The organism is Bacteroidota bacterium, from assembly GCA_037133915.1.
Classification (GTDB): Bacteria; Bacteroidota; Bacteroidia; order Bacteroidales; family CAIWKO01; genus JBAXND01.
The window spans coordinates 14,743-31,246 of sequence record JBAXND010000051.1 but is presented as its reverse complement, the minus strand read 5'-3'; the positions used below and the strand labels follow the sequence as shown (position 1 = coordinate 31,246).

12 protein-coding genes are annotated in these 16,504 nt (G+C 42.6%); 4 read left to right on the top strand and 8 right to left on the bottom strand.

Features of this window, described 5'->3' with window-relative positions:
- The first annotated feature begins 229 nt into the window (after positions 1 to 229).
- The 3 genes from WCM76_14125 to WCM76_14115 all read left to right on the top strand — a co-directional run bounded on the left by WCM76_14125 (position 230) and on the right by WCM76_14115 (position 3,807).
- Positions 230 to 955 (top strand): T9SS type A sorting domain-containing protein, encoded by a 726-nt coding sequence (locus WCM76_14125; protein MEI6766764.1) that lies wholly within the window; start codon positions 230 to 232, stop codon positions 953 to 955.
- Positions 956 to 1,261: 306 nt separating this feature from the next.
- Complete coding sequence (locus WCM76_14120) at positions 1,262 to 2,533, top strand: CBS domain-containing protein (protein MEI6766763.1); 1,272 nt, start codon at positions 1,262 to 1,264, stop codon at positions 2,531 to 2,533.
- Between the two features lie 11 nt (positions 2,534 to 2,544).
- Positions 2,545 to 3,807: an Nramp family divalent metal transporter gene (locus tag WCM76_14115; GenBank protein ID MEI6766762.1), complete on the top strand. Its 1,263-nt coding sequence runs from the start codon at positions 2,545 to 2,547 to the stop codon at positions 3,805 to 3,807.
- Between the two features lie 89 nt (positions 3,808 to 3,896).
- On the opposite strand, the gene WCM76_14110 is transcribed toward WCM76_14115, so the two are convergent.
- From WCM76_14110 to WCM76_14095, 4 genes are all read right to left on the bottom strand, one after another.
- Positions 3,897 to 4,778 carry an Omp28-related outer membrane protein gene (locus tag WCM76_14110; protein MEI6766761.1) on the bottom strand — a complete coding sequence of 294 codons (882 nt, stop codon included), beginning with the start codon at positions 4,776 to 4,778 and terminating at the stop codon, positions 3,897 to 3,899.
- A 10-nt stretch (positions 4,779 to 4,788) separates the two neighbouring features.
- Positions 4,789 to 6,450: a DUF6029 family protein gene (locus WCM76_14105; GenBank protein ID MEI6766760.1), complete on the bottom strand. Its 1,662-nt coding sequence runs from the start codon at positions 6,448 to 6,450 to the stop codon at positions 4,789 to 4,791.
- 55 nt (positions 6,451 to 6,505) lie between these two features.
- On the bottom strand, positions 6,506 to 7,033 hold the full coding sequence (locus WCM76_14100; GenBank protein MEI6766759.1) for a TlpA disulfide reductase family protein: 528 nt from the start codon (positions 7,031 to 7,033) through the stop codon (positions 6,506 to 6,508).
- An 87-nt stretch (positions 7,034 to 7,120) separates the two neighbouring features.
- Positions 7,121 to 9,016, bottom strand: coding sequence for an Omp28-related outer membrane protein (locus WCM76_14095; GenBank protein MEI6766758.1), 1,896 nt, complete (start codon positions 9,014 to 9,016; stop codon positions 7,121 to 7,123).
- A gap of 341 nt (positions 9,017 to 9,357) precedes the next feature.
- Here WCM76_14095 and WCM76_14090 point away from each other — a divergent pair, with 341 nt between their 5' ends.
- Complete coding sequence (locus tag WCM76_14090) at positions 9,358 to 10,089, top strand: T9SS type A sorting domain-containing protein (protein MEI6766757.1); 732 nt, start codon at positions 9,358 to 9,360, stop codon at positions 10,087 to 10,089.
- Between the two features lie 73 nt (positions 10,090 to 10,162).
- Here the strand turns inward: WCM76_14090 and metK are convergent, their stop codons facing one another.
- From metK to WCM76_14070, 4 genes are all read right to left on the bottom strand, one after another.
- The gene (gene metK / locus WCM76_14085) at positions 10,163 to 11,503 is read right to left on the bottom strand and encodes a methionine adenosyltransferase (GenBank protein MEI6766756.1); all 1,341 of its coding nucleotides are present in this window, start codon (positions 11,501 to 11,503) and stop codon (positions 10,163 to 10,165) included.
- Positions 11,504 to 11,685: 182 nt separating this feature from the next.
- Complete coding sequence (locus tag WCM76_14080) at positions 11,686 to 12,039, bottom strand: arsenate reductase family protein (GenBank protein ID MEI6766755.1); 354 nt, start codon at positions 12,037 to 12,039, stop codon at positions 11,686 to 11,688.
- Positions 12,040 to 12,073: 34 nt separating this feature from the next.
- Entirely contained in the window at positions 12,074 to 12,913 is an 840-nt protein-coding gene (locus WCM76_14075; GenBank protein ID MEI6766754.1) for a Bro-N domain-containing protein, read from the bottom strand.
- Between the two features lie 87 nt (positions 12,914 to 13,000).
- Positions 13,001 to 16,501, bottom strand: a complete 3,501-nt coding sequence (locus tag WCM76_14070; GenBank protein MEI6766753.1) for a hypothetical protein — start codon at positions 16,499 to 16,501, stop codon at positions 13,001 to 13,003.
- Between the last annotated feature and the right edge of the window lie 3 nt (positions 16,502 to 16,504).

Genomic DNA, 16,504 nt, shown 5'->3' with positions numbered 1-16,504 from the left:
AGTATATCGGAAATACCTGTGAACATATCCCGATATACCAGTGAACATATCCGGAATTACAAATTAGTATATCAGAAGTACCTGTGAGGATATCCGGAGATACTAATGAGGATACTCTGATATACAAAGAGACAATTACCCATTACTAATTAAATAATTATTAATTAATAAAAATTACTGCTATTTTTGTTAGAAGATATGTTTTATTCACGAATTAAAAAACCTGAAGATGAGAAAAATTGCTACCCTGATTGCCCTGCTCTTTGTATTGACAAAGGGATATTCACAATGTACACCGGATTTAACAATGACGTCGCCGGGAATATTTCCGCCGGCCTTAACAACGGCATGTGTAAATTCACCTTACACCGATACTGTAAATATTGTTTTCAAGGAGGATACGGTCTTGTTTGGTTTCACGCTGGCCATGGATTCCGTTAAAGTAACGAATGTGCTTAATTTACCTGCCGGCATGAATTATTCCTGCGGCAATGGAAGCTGTAAATATATATGCGTGCCACCCCAGCTCACATATGGCTGTTTGCTTATTGATGGAACCCCCACAACAGTAGTGCCTACCGGGCATATGATTCAGATAAATTTTACATACTGGGTTACAGTTCCCTTTGTTGGAGGTATTACAGTATTGGATTCTGTGGCTGTTGGGCTTGGAGTAAGTGATTGCTCCGGTATCGCAAATGTAAATAACCCCGAAATAAGCATTTATCCCAACCCGGCACAGGACCAACTTCTTGTTCAGGTAGGAGAGGATGCCCTTTCTTCAGATTGCACCTTGCGTATATACAATGCAAACGGACAGCTGGTGCGTACAGCAAAGATTACCGAACTCTCGTCGACCATTCAACTGAACGACCTGAATGACGGAATGTACTTCGTTATGCTGGAGTCAGGGCAACGTATTATTATGCGCGAACATCTGCTTATTCAGAAATAGCAGACAGCAAAAAAGGCTGATTTCATGTTACGAATGTTACCGATGTTCAGCCCCGGATAACATTACTGTAATCCCTGCACATGGTGAGTGGTTGGCTCCGTTTCTGAAACCACTCACCATTCTTATTTATTATATATCGTAATTCGGGCTTGCCTGCTTACCGAATTTTATTACTTTTGCGCCATAATCAAAGTTGAATATCAAAATGGACGATGGCCCTGCGATAAAAAGAGTTATAAACCCGGCATAGCAGGGAACGCCATACGTGTGCGCTTCCTGCTGCCAAGCAAAGGAAGGAGGCGCTAAATGACATCTCAAAAAACCTTCTATTTAAGCCAGATTATTGGCTCGCGCGTCAAAGATGTGAACGGCATTGTAATAGGCCGTCTCAAAGATCTGGTGGTCGATATTTCGCTTGTTCCGTCAGGCGAAGAAGAACCGGTAAGACCACGGGTAGTGGCTGCGCTGATACGTGCATACAATAAAAATGTGTACATTTCGTATTCAGACCTTTCTCTTGTAAAGAAGCGCTCTTACGAATTTGTTTGTACTTCCTTCCTCGAAATGCCGATTGGTAAAAATGATAATTACCTTCAGCTTGCCACCAGTGTACTCGACAAACAGATTGTCGACCTGAACGGTCGTAAACTCGTTCGTGTTAATGACGTGCGCCTGGTAAATGTGCCCGGAGGTGTGTTTGCCATTGCAGTGGATGTCGGTCTCGAAGGCTTGCTGCGACGCATCGGCATCAGCACCATAAGCCGCTGGGCATTCTCTGTATTCCGCGCCAACGTTCCCTCTCATTATATTATATGGGACGATGTGGAAGCCATTGAGACCAGTAATTTGAGCATCAGGCTTTCAAAAACATCGTCAAGACTGCATAAGCTTCACCCATCTGATATTGCCGATATCATTGAAGAAATGGGCCGTACTTCAGCAACAAAAGTATTTGAATCTCTTGATGAAGAACAGGCTGCCGACGTTCTGGAAGAAATGGAACCGCATACCCAGGCACAGATTATTGAAAGTCTGCCGATAGAAAAAGCCGCCGACGTTCTTGAAAAAATGCCTGCCGATGAAGTCGCCGACCTGCTCGACACTCTCAACGACGACCGCGCAGAGCAGCTCCTGAACGAGATGGAGAAAGAATCGTCGGAAGAGGTCAGAGAACTGCTGGAATACAGCAAAAGCGAAGTGGGCAGCCTTATGACAACCGATTATATGCTGTTTACCGAATCCATGTCGGTACTGGAAACACTCGAAGAACTGCGCAGACAAAAACCCGAACCCGCACGAATCTATTCCCTCTTTGTGGCAGATAAGGATGAGCGTTTTATCGCTACCGTTTCACTGCGTGATCTGGTAGTGTCCGAGCCTTCGGTCACGCTGAAAGATATCATGGAAGAAGATGCCATCAGTCTTTTTGATGATGATAAAATTGACTCTCTGGCCGAAATTATTTCAAAATATAATCTTCTTGCCATTCCGGTAACGGATAAGGAAATGAAGATGCAGGGCATGGTTGTTATCGATGATATTATTGAAGACCTTCTCGACCGGAGAAAAACAAAATAGGAGGCGGAACCATGGCACTGATAAGCTACAAGAATTTTAACCGTCGCAGGAAATACCTTCTCAGGAACTTTGTTATATTCCTTGCCATTCTGGGCCCGGGCATCATTACCGGAAGTGTGGACAACGATGCGGGCGGCATCACTACTTATTCTATCGCTGGCGCATTGTACGGATACCGTTTACTCTGGACCATGATACCGGCATTTATTGTACTGCTGGTGGTTCAGGAAATGAATGCACGCATGGGCATTGTCACCGGCAAAGGGCTTGCCGACCTTATCCGCGAAAATGCGGGCGTTAAAGTGACCTTCTTCATTTTTATCGGTCTGCTGATTGCCGATATTGGTAATACAACCACTGAATTTGCCGGTGTGGCAGGCAGTTTACAGGTCTTCAATGTGAGTAAATATATCTCGGTACCTATTGCAGCAGTAATGGTGTGGGTACTTGTTGTAAAAGGCACCTACAAAATTGCCGAAAGAATATTTCTCATCTTCTCTGCCTTTCTGCTGATTTATGTGGTTTCAGCCCTTATGGGAAAACCCCACTGGGGCGAAATCGGAAGCGCCATTATCCGTCCGCACATGGAATTCAATACGCAATATCTTGCGGTTGTGATAGGCATTGTAGGCACTACGATAGCACCCTGGATGCAGTTTTACATGCAGTCGGCCGTAATAGAAAAAGGAATAAAAATAGAAGAGTACAAGTACACCATCTGGGATGTTACCATTGGCAGTTTGGTAACCGTCATCGTTGCGTTTTTTATCATCGTTGCGTGTGCTTCAACCCTTTTTGAAAATGGGATTGTTATTAGTGAAGCAAAAGATGCAGCCCTGGCATTGAAGCCCCTGGCGGGAAATCTGGCATCAGCCACCTTTGCATTCGGACTGTTTGTGGCGTCTATTTTTTCTGCTACAATCTTACCTGTTGCTACCGCTTTTTATGTGTGCGAAGCGTTTGGTTTCGAGGCAGGGCTTGACAAGAAGTGGGACGAAGCGCCGGAGTTTTACTGGCTGTTCACCTTTATAATACTGATTGGTGCCGGCATCATTCTGATTCCGAATGCTCCGCTGATTCTGATTACGCTATGGTCGCAGGTGGCTAACGGAATATTGCTTCCGGTAGTGCTCGTGTGCATGATACTTATCGTGAACAAAAAGGAGGTGATGGGAAAATATGTGAACAAACCCATGAACAACATCATTGGCTGGTCAACGATTGTTATTCTGATTGGTCTTTCCGTTACCCTGCTGATAACTTCTTTTATATAGTAGTTAGTAAAAAGTAGCCAGTAATAAGTACAAAGAAAGAAAATATGAATTCCTTTTTTGTCTTAAGTCTTATTACTATTGTCTAGCGTCTATTCCGTGAATTTGGCTTCCTGCACCTGAACTATTTCATAGGTATCGCTGTCGTAAACAACGGCAACGATGTTGCAGAGGTCGTCTTCCCATGCGGGGTCAAGGAATGTTTTGTATGATACAATTTTCTTTGTTCCGGCGGTTACCGCGCCTGTACTAAGAATTGCGCCCCATGTTCCGTTTACCGAACCGCGCAGCACATGCATGAAGGTATAATTGGTAATGTCGGGAACGCTGCCGTAACTGGAATTATTATTTTTCTGATAACCGTAAATGCTGTCCTGAGTAATGTAAATGGCAATTTTAAGATTACGGTTAGTATTCACGAGGTATTCTGTTTGAACGTGGGTGCAGAGTTTTCGCGTCGATTCACTGAAATAAGCAATAATCTGGATGTCAAGTTCCGGCGCCATAGCAAGCACTTCCGTTACTTCAGCATGCCACGATGAGGTGGCTTCGAATATTGTTGAACCACCGATATTTTTGCGGTTAAACATTCCTGCGGGATTATTGGTGATGCCGAAATAATCGTGTAACTCATCGCCCGTGGTGTTTCGTAAGTCGAGGCTGAAATTGCCGGATTCGGGTTCAGCAAAAAAACCTGAATGGATTGCCATCAGTACGATTGAATCGCCGTGTGTATCTTTCAAATCGCGTGCAATAGCAGCAGCTTCGGGGCAGTTAACACATTTATGCCCGGTATAATCCTCTATCAGACATTTTTTAATCTGATTCTGGTTGACCGGAAAGGTGGGCACAGGGCAAGCAACGGTATCAACAGTGCCGCCGTCCTGTTTCATGTAAGGCTCTTTAATTTTATCGCATGCAAAAATGAGCAGCATGGGAATAATGAGTATCAGAAGGTATTTTGCGTATTTCATAGTGTAAAAATTAAAAACTGCTTGTTATGGTGAGCGTAATACCGTTGGCGGCAGGTACGTAGCGGCAAACACCGCCTACACATAAAATTCCCGAATACTGCCTTCCGTACGAAAGTTCTAACCTGTTTGACCCTTTGGCAAAAGCCACGCTGCCTTTGTAATAATGAATGCGTTTGGAAGCTTCCGGATTTCCGTAATTATACAGATCCATTACGGAGAAAAACCATTTCGGTGCAATCGTATACTCCAGTAGTCCCATTGCCCATTCGTGGTCATCCTCTTTGGTGTATAGATACTGCAGCTCGGTACGTATTGCTTTGGTATCGGTAATGGACCACGTCATGTCGAGCACGCCCACATGGGCATACACCATACCTTCGGCATGGCTTTCAATTACGTCAACATTGTACGAGAAATTGGCGTAAGTAAGTATGGCCTTGAATTTTTTACTGAATTTATGACTAATTTCTACGTTGATATCTTCAAAGTATTTTTCTTTGCCAATTTTAAAGAAATCAGATTTATACCCGAGTGTTCCGGTTTGCCCTATTTCTGTACTGTCGTTTATTTTTTGTTTATCGATGGCGTTTGCTCTGGAGTAATTCAGTGCCACGGTTGTGCCGTATTTACCACCAAGAGAAGAATGTTTTTTAAATGTATAAATCACTTGCCCCTGTATGCCGGCTTCACCGTTTGGCTGGGTTCCGTAAGGGTATTTTGCAACCAGACTGTAGGTGTGCTGTTTTGTGAGTGCCGGCAAATAATTCATAATAACATCATTGCCTACGGCATCCCTGTTGGAGCGGAAGTTCATGTTGTCGATGCGTTTAGCGGCAAGGTAAACACCAAACCCTTTGCGGGAATACGTTGCCTGAATTACCAAACCATTCCCCGGTTTGTAAATGCGGTTGTTGATAGCTGATGGATCATTTATTTTATAAGCATATTCGCCACTCAGATTAATATTTTTGTATGCTACACTTGCTCTTCCGGCGAAAGCGGCAACATTTTTAGGCAGGGTATATACGGGGTCGTCGGCATTCTGATATTTACTGATGACACTTCCGCCAATCATGATGCGAGCAGGTGCATTGTTCAGTTTTTTTATCATTTCATTGATAGAAAATTCTGCATCTACACCGCGAACAATGCCCGGTCCTTTGCTGAAAAATGAGCGCTGCAATCCATAAATACCTTTTATTGTAACGCCTGCAAATGGTGTATATCGAACCCTTATGCCGTCCATGGCGTTATCGTAACCGAGGTTTCGTTCTTCGTAGCTGCGGAATATCATACCGCTGCCAAACTGTTCGTAAAAACTGCCAGCTGTTATTTCAAGGTCTTCATTTTTATAAGAAACATAGCGGTATGGAATGCCGGTGCCTTTGTAACGCGGGTCAAAGCCGAGCATGGGGTTCAGATAGCTTTCATAACGTATGCCGGCACTGAAATGGCCCAAAGTAGCATTTATGTTTCCGAAACCGTTCATCAGCAGTTTTTCGGGAACATCTTGTGCGCCAATGGCAGAATCTTTCTGATAGTACATTACGTCAACCTGAAAATTGCCGTTTATTTGTAAGTTGTTGAGAATGCCTTGTGCATGCGAAAAGCCCGGAGTAAGCCCGAACACAAACACAATACCCCTGATGAGAATGCGTAACTGTTTTTTCAATGCCCTGAATTTGAAGGAATAATTATAATTGCGTCAAAGATAAAAAAAAGAAGAATCAATCATTCGGTATAGGCTCACCCGCGATGATTTTCTTCACAATGTCTATCAGATTGAGTTCTGCGCCTTGTGCGAATGAGGTATGCTGCCATACAATTTCACCTTTTCCGTTAAGGATAAATGTGTGCGGTACAAGGTTCACATTCATGGCACGTTTAAATTCACTGTTGGCATCCAGCAGTACTACATATTCCCAGCCTTTGCCGTTTACGGTGGGCTGAACATTTGCAGTGGTGCGCGAATCGTCAATAGAAACAGCGATTAACATAACACCGGTTTCTTTTTGCCAGTCGGCATATACATCAGAAATGGCAGTGAGTTCCGAAACGCAGGGTTTGCACCATGTAGCCCAAAAACTAAGAATAATGGGTTTTCCGTTATTCGAAAGTTCTGCCGTGTTTATTGTTTTTCCGTCAAGGGTTTTCAGCATTACCGACGGAAGTTTCTGAAGTTTTTTATCTGTTTCCTGGCACATGGCTGTATATCCAATCAACAGAAAACACAGTATTACGCTTAGCCGTTTCATTTGTCAGAATTTAAGTTAAAGAAAGAACCGGTGTCTGTTATCAAGTACAATACCAAACACCGGTTCCTGCAAATTTAAATGAAATAATTATTTTATCACGCTTACTTTTTGAGTAAGGGTGTAACCATCCACTTTTGCATTGATATAATAAATACCTGCCTGAAGTGATGTTCCGTCGAGGCTTATGTTATGATTTCCTGCGCTCATAGAACCTTGGTCGGCGGTATAAACCAGCTCACCAAGCACGTTGAACATTGAAATCACAACGGTAGCATTATTTGAAAGATTCAGGTCAATAGTAGTGCTTCCGCTGAACGGATTCGGATATACAGCCATACTGTTGCCATTGGTTGTATTCTCACTAACAGAGGCAGTGAAATTGGCAAGATTGATATCATCCACCCACAGGTTATTACCATAGGCGCTGGTGCCTTTAAATTTAATCAGCACCTGAGCTTCACCTGCCATGGTAGTCAAATCCACAGTATCATGTTTCCACTGTGATGCTGTTGGTACAAACCCTGTTGTGCTTAAAGGTGCGGTAGCAAGGGTTGCGCCGGCTTTGTTATACAGGGTTGTCCAGGTGGCTCCGCAGTTTTTAGAAACCATGATCTCCAGTTTGTCTGATTCGCTTGCATAGCGGCAATGAGCGTGTGAGAACAGCAATTTCGGACTTGCCAGTGTTGTCAGGTCAACCGGCGGCAGAAACATTTCGTCAAAACCCGATGCAATAGCAAAGAAAGGAATCACAACAGCTGCAGTACTCAAACCAAAACCGCTGGCTGAGTTGTCGCGCTGCCATGTATAATCATTGCCGGGGTTGTATACCAGCCATCCTCCGGCAGGAGGAAATGTTGTTGCTTCAAAGCCCTGAGTAACCGGAGGCAATACGGCCGTTGCGGGTACCGAATACTGAATTGATTTGGAGTTATTGACAGGGAAGAAGTCCATGCCGGGACCATTTGGGTCTGAAACCCATGTTTTGAGTGTGTGTAAGCCTGCAGCGCCACAATTGAGTGCGGGCAGTGCAACGCTTGCAGTGGCATTGATGTTAAGGCTGCCTGTCCAGGGAACAGAAGCTACAGTACCACCATCAACCTGATAATAAATGGTTGCAGTTGTAAGAACGGTGCTTTTCATGTTCTTCAGTGTAACCGAAGGTGTGAATGTTGCATCGCAGGTAACAAAGGGAACATTGGTAATAGCGCTGACAGCTGCATCCAGATTTGCATCGCCAACCAGCGTAATTTTGGGGTCGTAACCGGCCTGTTCTACTCTTTTATCGCCATTCTGCTGAATAAAAGCTACCACTTCAAGCTCGCGCAGATCATAGATATATTCAGGAACGGGGATGCTGAAGTTGAGTGTCTGGGTTTGTCCGTTGGTCCAGGTGCCGGCAAGTGTGGTGCCGTTTGCATCGGGAATCATTTTACGGATCACATTGTAGAAATTCGTTTCTCCGTTACTGCCGGGAGCTGAAGAAAAACCAATATGACTCTCGGTAAGGTCAACATGGCATTTTAAAGCGCCGTTGGCCGTGAATGCTGTGGTTGCCGTAATTTCTACCGAAATATTTACTGAGTCGTTCAGGGGTGACATTGTATGAGTTACTGCAATAGTAAACGGAGATGCAATGGCATACTCTGAGTTTAAGGTCGTTTGCGACATTTGTCCTGTAAGGGTGCCGTCTGTGCGCGAATATGGCACACCCGTAACACTATAGTACGATACTCTTGCGCTTACATCAGGGTATTGCTCATTCATGGGGTCGTAACCCGGCCAGTTTACCTGATGGCGTACAATAACGAATTTACCAACATTGGTTGGTTTCAGAGCTTCGTAAGCCGTATTCCATGGAGGGCAGTAGCCGCATGAGGCCTGTGTGAAATGCTCTAACAGAACAAGACGCTGTGATTTTGGCTGCTGCGAATACGCAGTAACTGCCAGACAAATTGCCAAAAAGAAGAGAATAGTTTTCTTCATGTGTTTCAGGTTTAGGATAATTTATGTTTTTATTTATAAAAATAGAAATTTCAATTTATCATTATTATACCTTCAATCAGCCAATTAAAATCAAATGCATACACCTTGTTAAAGAACAATGTCAAAGTTAGTAATTTTTGCGAATAAAATTACTTATACAAATGTATCGATTGTCTATTACCTCGGGGTTAATTATATGTTAATGTGGGATTAAGGGTAAAAATTGTGTATATTTGGTTAATAATTCTATATTAATAAAATAATAAGCGGTTTTTTCGCGTTTCATGTTACAAATAGCATGATAATTGCAATGAACCGGATGTAACATAAATTCCACGTCTATGAAAAGGTCATTACTCTATCTCTCACTCTTGATTTTGTTGGGATTTTCTGTAAAAGCCCAGAACCTTGTTGTATCAGATACCAATGGTGTTGTTTATAACAATGGAGATACAATTACCTTTAATGTCATTCCTTCGGGAACCAATTATCTGTATCTGGATGTGCTGAATTCGGGTACTGATTCTCTTTCGGTGAAAGTTAAAAAGAAAGAGGTTGCTATTGTTTCCGGAAGTGTGAACACGTTTTGCTGGGGAACCTGTTATTTGCCGGCCACGTTTGAATCACCTGACCCGATTTGGATAGCTCCCGACTCTATTTCTAATGGATTTGATGCGCAGTACAATGCGAACAATCATATAGGTGTTTCGATACTGCTGTACACATTTTTCGATGAGAATAATCTTGCAGACTCATCCAGTGTGTTTGTAAAGTTTGATGGTCTTCACAGCAATGTTCCGCAGATTGTTCCTGAAAAGGTTCAGTTTTCAAACGCATCACCCAATCCGGCCAACGGATATTCAAATATCAGTTATACCCTTCCGGGCAATGGATTTGAGAACCGCATTGTAGTCCGCGATATGCTGGGCAACGATGTGTTTAACCAAATGCTTGTTGAAAATTCAGGAACGGTTAAAATAGATACTTATACCTTCAGTAACGGTGTTTATTTTTATACACTTATTGTGAACGGAAAACCGTATGCCACACGCAAACTTATTATAAAGCACTAATTGTTGCTGTTTAATTTCAGTATAAAAAAAGCCCGGACAATCTGCCCGGGCTTTTTGTTATTGCTACAATCAATTATTTGATTCCGAATTCTTTTTTAATTCTGGCAACATAATCCAGTTTTTCCCATCCAAAGAATTCAACTTTACGGAAGAGTTTTTTCTGTCCGTTTATTGTTTTTTCGGAGGTAGATTTATCTTTATAGAAAACCTCAACCTCTTCGGTGTAATTGGTTCTTCCGAAATGTCCGTATGCCGTAGTGCGCTGGAATATCGGATTCTTCAGTCCGAAGCGCTCTATGATAGCATAAGGTCTCATGTCAAACAGTTTCGAAACTTTTTCGGAAACTTCACCATCGGTAAGAATCTTGCCTTTGGCATTCTTTACTTTGGTTGTGCCGAAAGTATTCACATATAAACCTACAGGCTGAGCAACGCCAATAGCGTAAGCTACCTGAACCAGAACTTCACCGGCAATGCCTGCAGCAACCAGATTCTTGGCAATATGTCTTGTAGCATATGCAGCAGAACGGTCCACTTTTGAGGAATCTTTTCCGGAGAACGCGCCGCCACCGTGTGCACCTTTGCCACCGTAAGTATCAACAATAATTTTTCTTCCTGTTAGACCTGTATCGCCGTGAGGGCCGCCAATAATAAATTTACCGGTAGGATTTACATACAGTTTGTAATCGTTATGGAACAGCGCTTTTACGCGTGCAGGAATCATTTTAATGAGGCGTGGTATCAGAATTTTCCGAACATCTTCGGTAATTTTATCCTGCATTTGTTTCTCGGCAGCCTTGATGTCTTTGAAATTCGCAGTTTTTGATTTTACGAATTCGTCGTGCTGCGTTGAAATAACAATAGTATCTATGCGAACGGGTTTGCCATTATCGTCATATTCAATGGTAACCTGTGATTTGGAATCGGGTCTCAGGTATTTCATTACTTTGCCTTCGCGGCGAATAGCGGCAAGTTCCTGAAGAAGAATGTGTGCAAGTTCAATGGGCATGGGCATGTAGTTGTCCATATCGGTATTGGCATAGCCAAACATCATACCCTGATCGCCGGCACCCTGATCTTCTTTTTTTACGCGCTCAACACCCTGATTGATATCGGGTGATTGTTCGTGAATCGTAGAAATAACGCCGCAAGAATCGGCATCAAAAAAATAATCAGACCGTGTATAGCCAATCTGACGAATCACGCCACGAGCTACTTTCTGAATATCAACATAGCTTTTGGTCTTTACTTCACCGCTGCACACAACCAGGCCGGTTGTTACCAGGGTTTCGCAGGCCACTTTTGACTCGGGGTCGCCACGCAGAAAGTCGTCGAGTAATGCATCAGAAATCTGGTCGGCAACTTTGTCAGGATGCCCTTCGGAAACGGATTCCGACGTAAATAAATATCCCATTTTATTGAGGTTTATGAGTTAATACTATTGAAGGGAAAAACAGGGATTGGGCTTGCAGAAAGGGTAGCTTTAGCATTTTTTCCTGTGGTTGCAATCTGACAAATCTTTCCACTTAACGGCTGCAAATTTATAAAAATCCAAACACATGCAAGCACAAATATTTAATATCAGTTTTATTTGGGCTATTTGGCTTTTAAAAGCCGGTCAATATTCTCCACCGGATCGCCGATAACGGCCTTAAAATCTCTGACTACAACAGGGCGCGTAATCAGCTTAGGATTCTCAAGCAAAATAAGGGTCCATTCATGGTCGCTGAAATTCTTGCCTGCATATTTTTTCTTATAATCGTCTTCCTGTTTCCTTACAAGGTCGCCGGGCTTCATACTCAGCTTCATCAGCAGGTCTTTGAATTCGGCTTTGGTAAACGGTTCTTTCTGGTAGTCGCGTATAATTGGCTCTATTCCTTTGGTTTGAAGATAAGCCAGTCCGGCTCTGGATTTTTTGCAGCGGGGATTATGAAATATAATGTATGACATGAAGGGCGTTTTATTGATTACAATGCAATGTCTGTTATTTTTCGTTGCCGGACTTCAAGTTTTTTATTTTTTTTGCTTCAGGCAAATAATTTTTTTTGGAAACGACCTTCTCGCCTGTTTTATTTTCTAATGCTTTTCTTGCGTCTCCGGCAATGGTTCCGCCTTGTTTTGCAACAATTTTATTCTGAATAAAACCCTTCGGATTTTTGTTTTTAACAATAGCCGTTGTTGAGGCTTCTCCTAACATTGAAAAAATCAATTCGAGATCGGTCATATGATCTCTTAGGTTCTCGTTTTTCAATCTCTTGACTTTTTTGTACTGAGAAGGTGTAATTCCAAAGGTCGCTTTAGAAATTTCAGCAGTAAGAATGGAATATTCTATTTGTTCTTTGACGCCTCTGTTTTTCCATTCTTCAGTGAGCTGTTCACGAATGGCAATACTTCGCATTCGTTTTTCAATCCATCCTTCAGGATATCCCTTAAGTTTGTAGAGTTCTCTCGTTCTTTGGGCTGCAAGTTCCGGATTCTCAATTTCATCTAATCTGTCGGACCCAACTTGTGCCAACCATTGTTTGAATGGTTCAGCTTTAGGTGATGGAATTGATTGAATGATTCGCAAAAGACCTTTTGCATCAGAAGCCTGTATTTTACGCCTTTTCCCATCTGCGGCGGCCATTTCAACTGGGGTACAAATTGTACCCCAGTTGCTTTTAAGCATCTCATCACGACTGAGCATTTTCTTAAGATATTGTTTGACATCATTACTATCCGTAAGCGCTTCAACAACATCTTGAACTGAAAAGTACCATTTCTGTTCTTTTTCGTCCCAGACCGAACGAATTTGTTTATTCCCGAAAAGTTTGATATTGCTCATAATCGTTTAATTTTTTTATAAAAGTATCAATTTTTTTATTTGATAAGCATAAGACCATCGGTTTCATTAATAAACTTCAGCATTCCATTAAAAGTATGCTCTGAGCTGCATACTGCCAACATGAACCATTTTGCTACCGGGCGATTGCCGACCGTCGTAAATAATATTCAGCTGGAGGTTTTCGCTGAGGTTTCGCTGGAATGAAAGACTCCAGGTAGCATTCTTTCCTTTCTTAAATCCTTCGAGCATTTCGTAGGCAAGAGAATTGTTTTCTGTAGCATTGTAACCGATATCCAGATAATTTGCTTTCGCCAGCAAGCTTCCTTTGGAGACCATATTATATTTTATTTCCATGCCGATATTATGGCTTTGGGCTGTTTCATGGTTGCTGCCCTTGGTATTGATTTTTTCCTTGTAAGAATAAAGCAATGAGATGCGGAAGGTTGTTCCGGGTTGTATTGTGAAACGGGGTTCGGTTTCCCAGAAATCAATACTGAAATCGCGGCTGCCGAAATATTCCGAATTGCTTGATTTTATTCCTTTGTTACCACCCAGTATCAATCCGAAAACGCGGGTGATGTTCCAGCGGATTTTTCCCTCGGCTTTTTGAAGTTCGCGAGAGTCAACTCCATTTACCATCAGCATTTTGTTTCGGTTATCCTGCCACGACACATCCATTCCGAATTTTGCGTTGCCGCGATTAAAGAAAAGCACGCTGCGGAAAGATGAATTCAACGTAAGCAGGGTGCTGTCGGCAACATCAAACCTGAAAGGATTGTAAGCGTTCAGCAGGTCTTTGTCCGTGCTTTTATGTTCCACCGTAAACCCTGTCTGAAGGGCAAAGCGGCTCGCAAATTTGCGAAACCCGTTTTTTCCTGACCATGCCGCCGCAGGGTCAATGTTAAGCACTTCGCTGAACTGATTAGAGTACGATTTAATATAATCGTTGGTAGGTGTAAAAATCCGAATATAATTCGCCTGATCTTTAAACGCAGAAACTTCAAATTCATTCAGCTCTTTAACGCCATTGCCGTTGTAATCAGTGAAGCTGTACAAACCTTGTCCCGGAAGGACTTCAAGGTAGGAGAATTCTTTTTTCACTTCAAGACCCGAGCCTGCTTCATAAAAAGTATTGGAAGTGATTGATCCTTTTAACAGACGTGTGTTGTATTCAATGCGACCGATGAGTGTATTATCGGGCTTGTTTGTGCTGAGCAGCGAATCATTAATTTTTAATTTGCGGTACGAACCGCCTATTTTCAGCAGTTGATTCGGATTTTTTGTGAGTGCAATATCAAGTGTGAAATCGTCACCGGTAGTGGCTTTCCAGAGTTCATATTTCCCGGCAAGGTAATCGTAGCGGCGTTTGTAATTGACGGTAATTTTATTTTTTGCACTGTCGGGGCTTGCAATCAATGCGCCGTATTCATTAAATCCAAAGCTGTTTTTCAGCAGCGTATCAGACTGGTTAAAACGATTATCTTCCTGCTCCTCGCGCAAACCGATAGAAACCCACTTAAACTTTTTTATCAACGACGCTTTTTGTTTGATGTAAGCCGTTTTGTACGAAGGTGTATTGGTGGTCAGGTAGCTTCCATCGGCTTCAAGAAAGAAATTTCTAACGTCTGTTTTGATGTTCAGCATATTCTGTATCCCACTATATTCCGAGCTTTTGAAATACGATTTTGCTTGCCAATAATAGTATTGATTTTTTGTATTCTCAAAACCGAGTTTCAAATTTGAGATGTGTTCATCTTCCGGAAGTTTAACAGTATTCATATTCCAGTCGCGTTCAAACTCAACAGCCCGGTAGCGCTCAATCGGTGTAAAATAGCGGTTCACGTATTCATGAGACAAGGCGGCCACAAACAGCATTCCTTTTTCCTTATTCTTGCCAATCGGGCTTCTATTCTCTAATCCTGCTTTGGCGGCGTAGCCAATATCATCGTTGCTGTTGAGCGTTGAGAATGTATTCAGGTCATTATTGCTGAGGGCGGTTTCGAGGTAAACACGCATGGTTTTACTAACGGCGTAGTCGATGCCGAGCGAGTACATCTGCTTTTTTTTCGGTGTAACCAATAAAATCACCGGCTCATAGGAGCCCGACGGCTGACCATTTTGAGGGGCAACCCATTTAAAAACACGACCATTCGCGGCGCTTTGAATCTGGATATAATTGCCGCGTCCGGCACCGACAAAGGAAAACGCGAGTTTGTAATGAGCACTGTCGGCATTTACGGAATACTGAAAAATGGAGTCGTAAATAACGGTATTTACGGTTGTATCAATCATTTTGTAAAGCACAAGGTCCGACGAAAATTGAACACTGTCAACAGCAGGAACCAGGGCGAGGTTAAGGCTGTCGCCGATTGATTGGAGGAGCCTTTTTTCATTGTCGCTGAGATCTTGTTGTACCGGTTGACTTTTTACGTCCTGTTCAGAAAAGAAATTGAAATTAATTTTAACTCTGCTGTAATCTACTTTCGCGCCTGCAAAAAACATTGAGCGAGCGTAACTTTTTTCCGAATATTCAAACTCAATAATGATTCGTTTGTCTTTGGTAATAATATTTTTTGGTGTGAACGAAATTTCGCCGACGTTATAATCAATTACGTAATCATTCTCCTGTCCGCGTGTCAGCAGCCTTCCGTCGATATATACTTTTTCGGTTCCGGCAAGCACAATAATGAATGTTTCGTTATTGGCGCCTGTGAGTTTATATGGTCCCTGATTGCCTTCAATGCCGTTAAGCTGATTGCGGGAATACTTGCCTTTACTGACGGCTGCGCTCCCCGTCAGACTTATATGCGCCGGCTTACGACCTTCTTTTTTTTCTTTCAAATTAAAATCAGTTGTGATGCTTCCGCCCTGCGCTTTTCGGTTCACATTCATAAAATAGCTTTCAGGACGGGTAATTTCAAAATCGCCGGCCGTAAGCCTGAAGTTTTTATTGAATAACTGGATATACACTTTATCAAACTCCTGAATTTGCTGGGTATTTCCATCGGGTTGAATGGGAATATTATTATCAGTTATTGCGGCAAGTACATTGATGTCTTCACTCAAATGACCCGATAGCTGCAGGTTGAGGCTTGAGTTTACCACTACGTCCTGATTATTACCAAAAGAGAGCCCGCGCGAAATGCTGCCGCTCTTGTTGAGTCCGCTCCATTGAAATACGTTTTCAGCGCTTGTTTCGTAACGAAAAACAAAGGGGTCAATCAAGCCTTTTTCTTCAATGTGAATATTCCGATAATCTTTATGCCGATACTCGGTTGTAAAGCTTAGCGGGAACACTCTGTATTTGCAAAACCATGTTTTGTTTTGCAGGGTGTCGCTGATATTTTTTTTATTTTTTACGATGAGAAGCCCCTTGGGATAATCAATGCGAAAGCCGGAGGTATCAATAAAATGACCGTTAATATCACAAATAATAAGACTTCCGGGTATAATACTGAGGCTGTCGAGCTTAATGGTATCAGAAACAGGCACGAGCTGTATTTGCCGCAGATTGCTTAGCTGTTGCGCGGCAAGCTTTGTGGTGGCGGCACAAAGCACGATCATCAGTATGGCGAAAGTTTTTTTCAAATT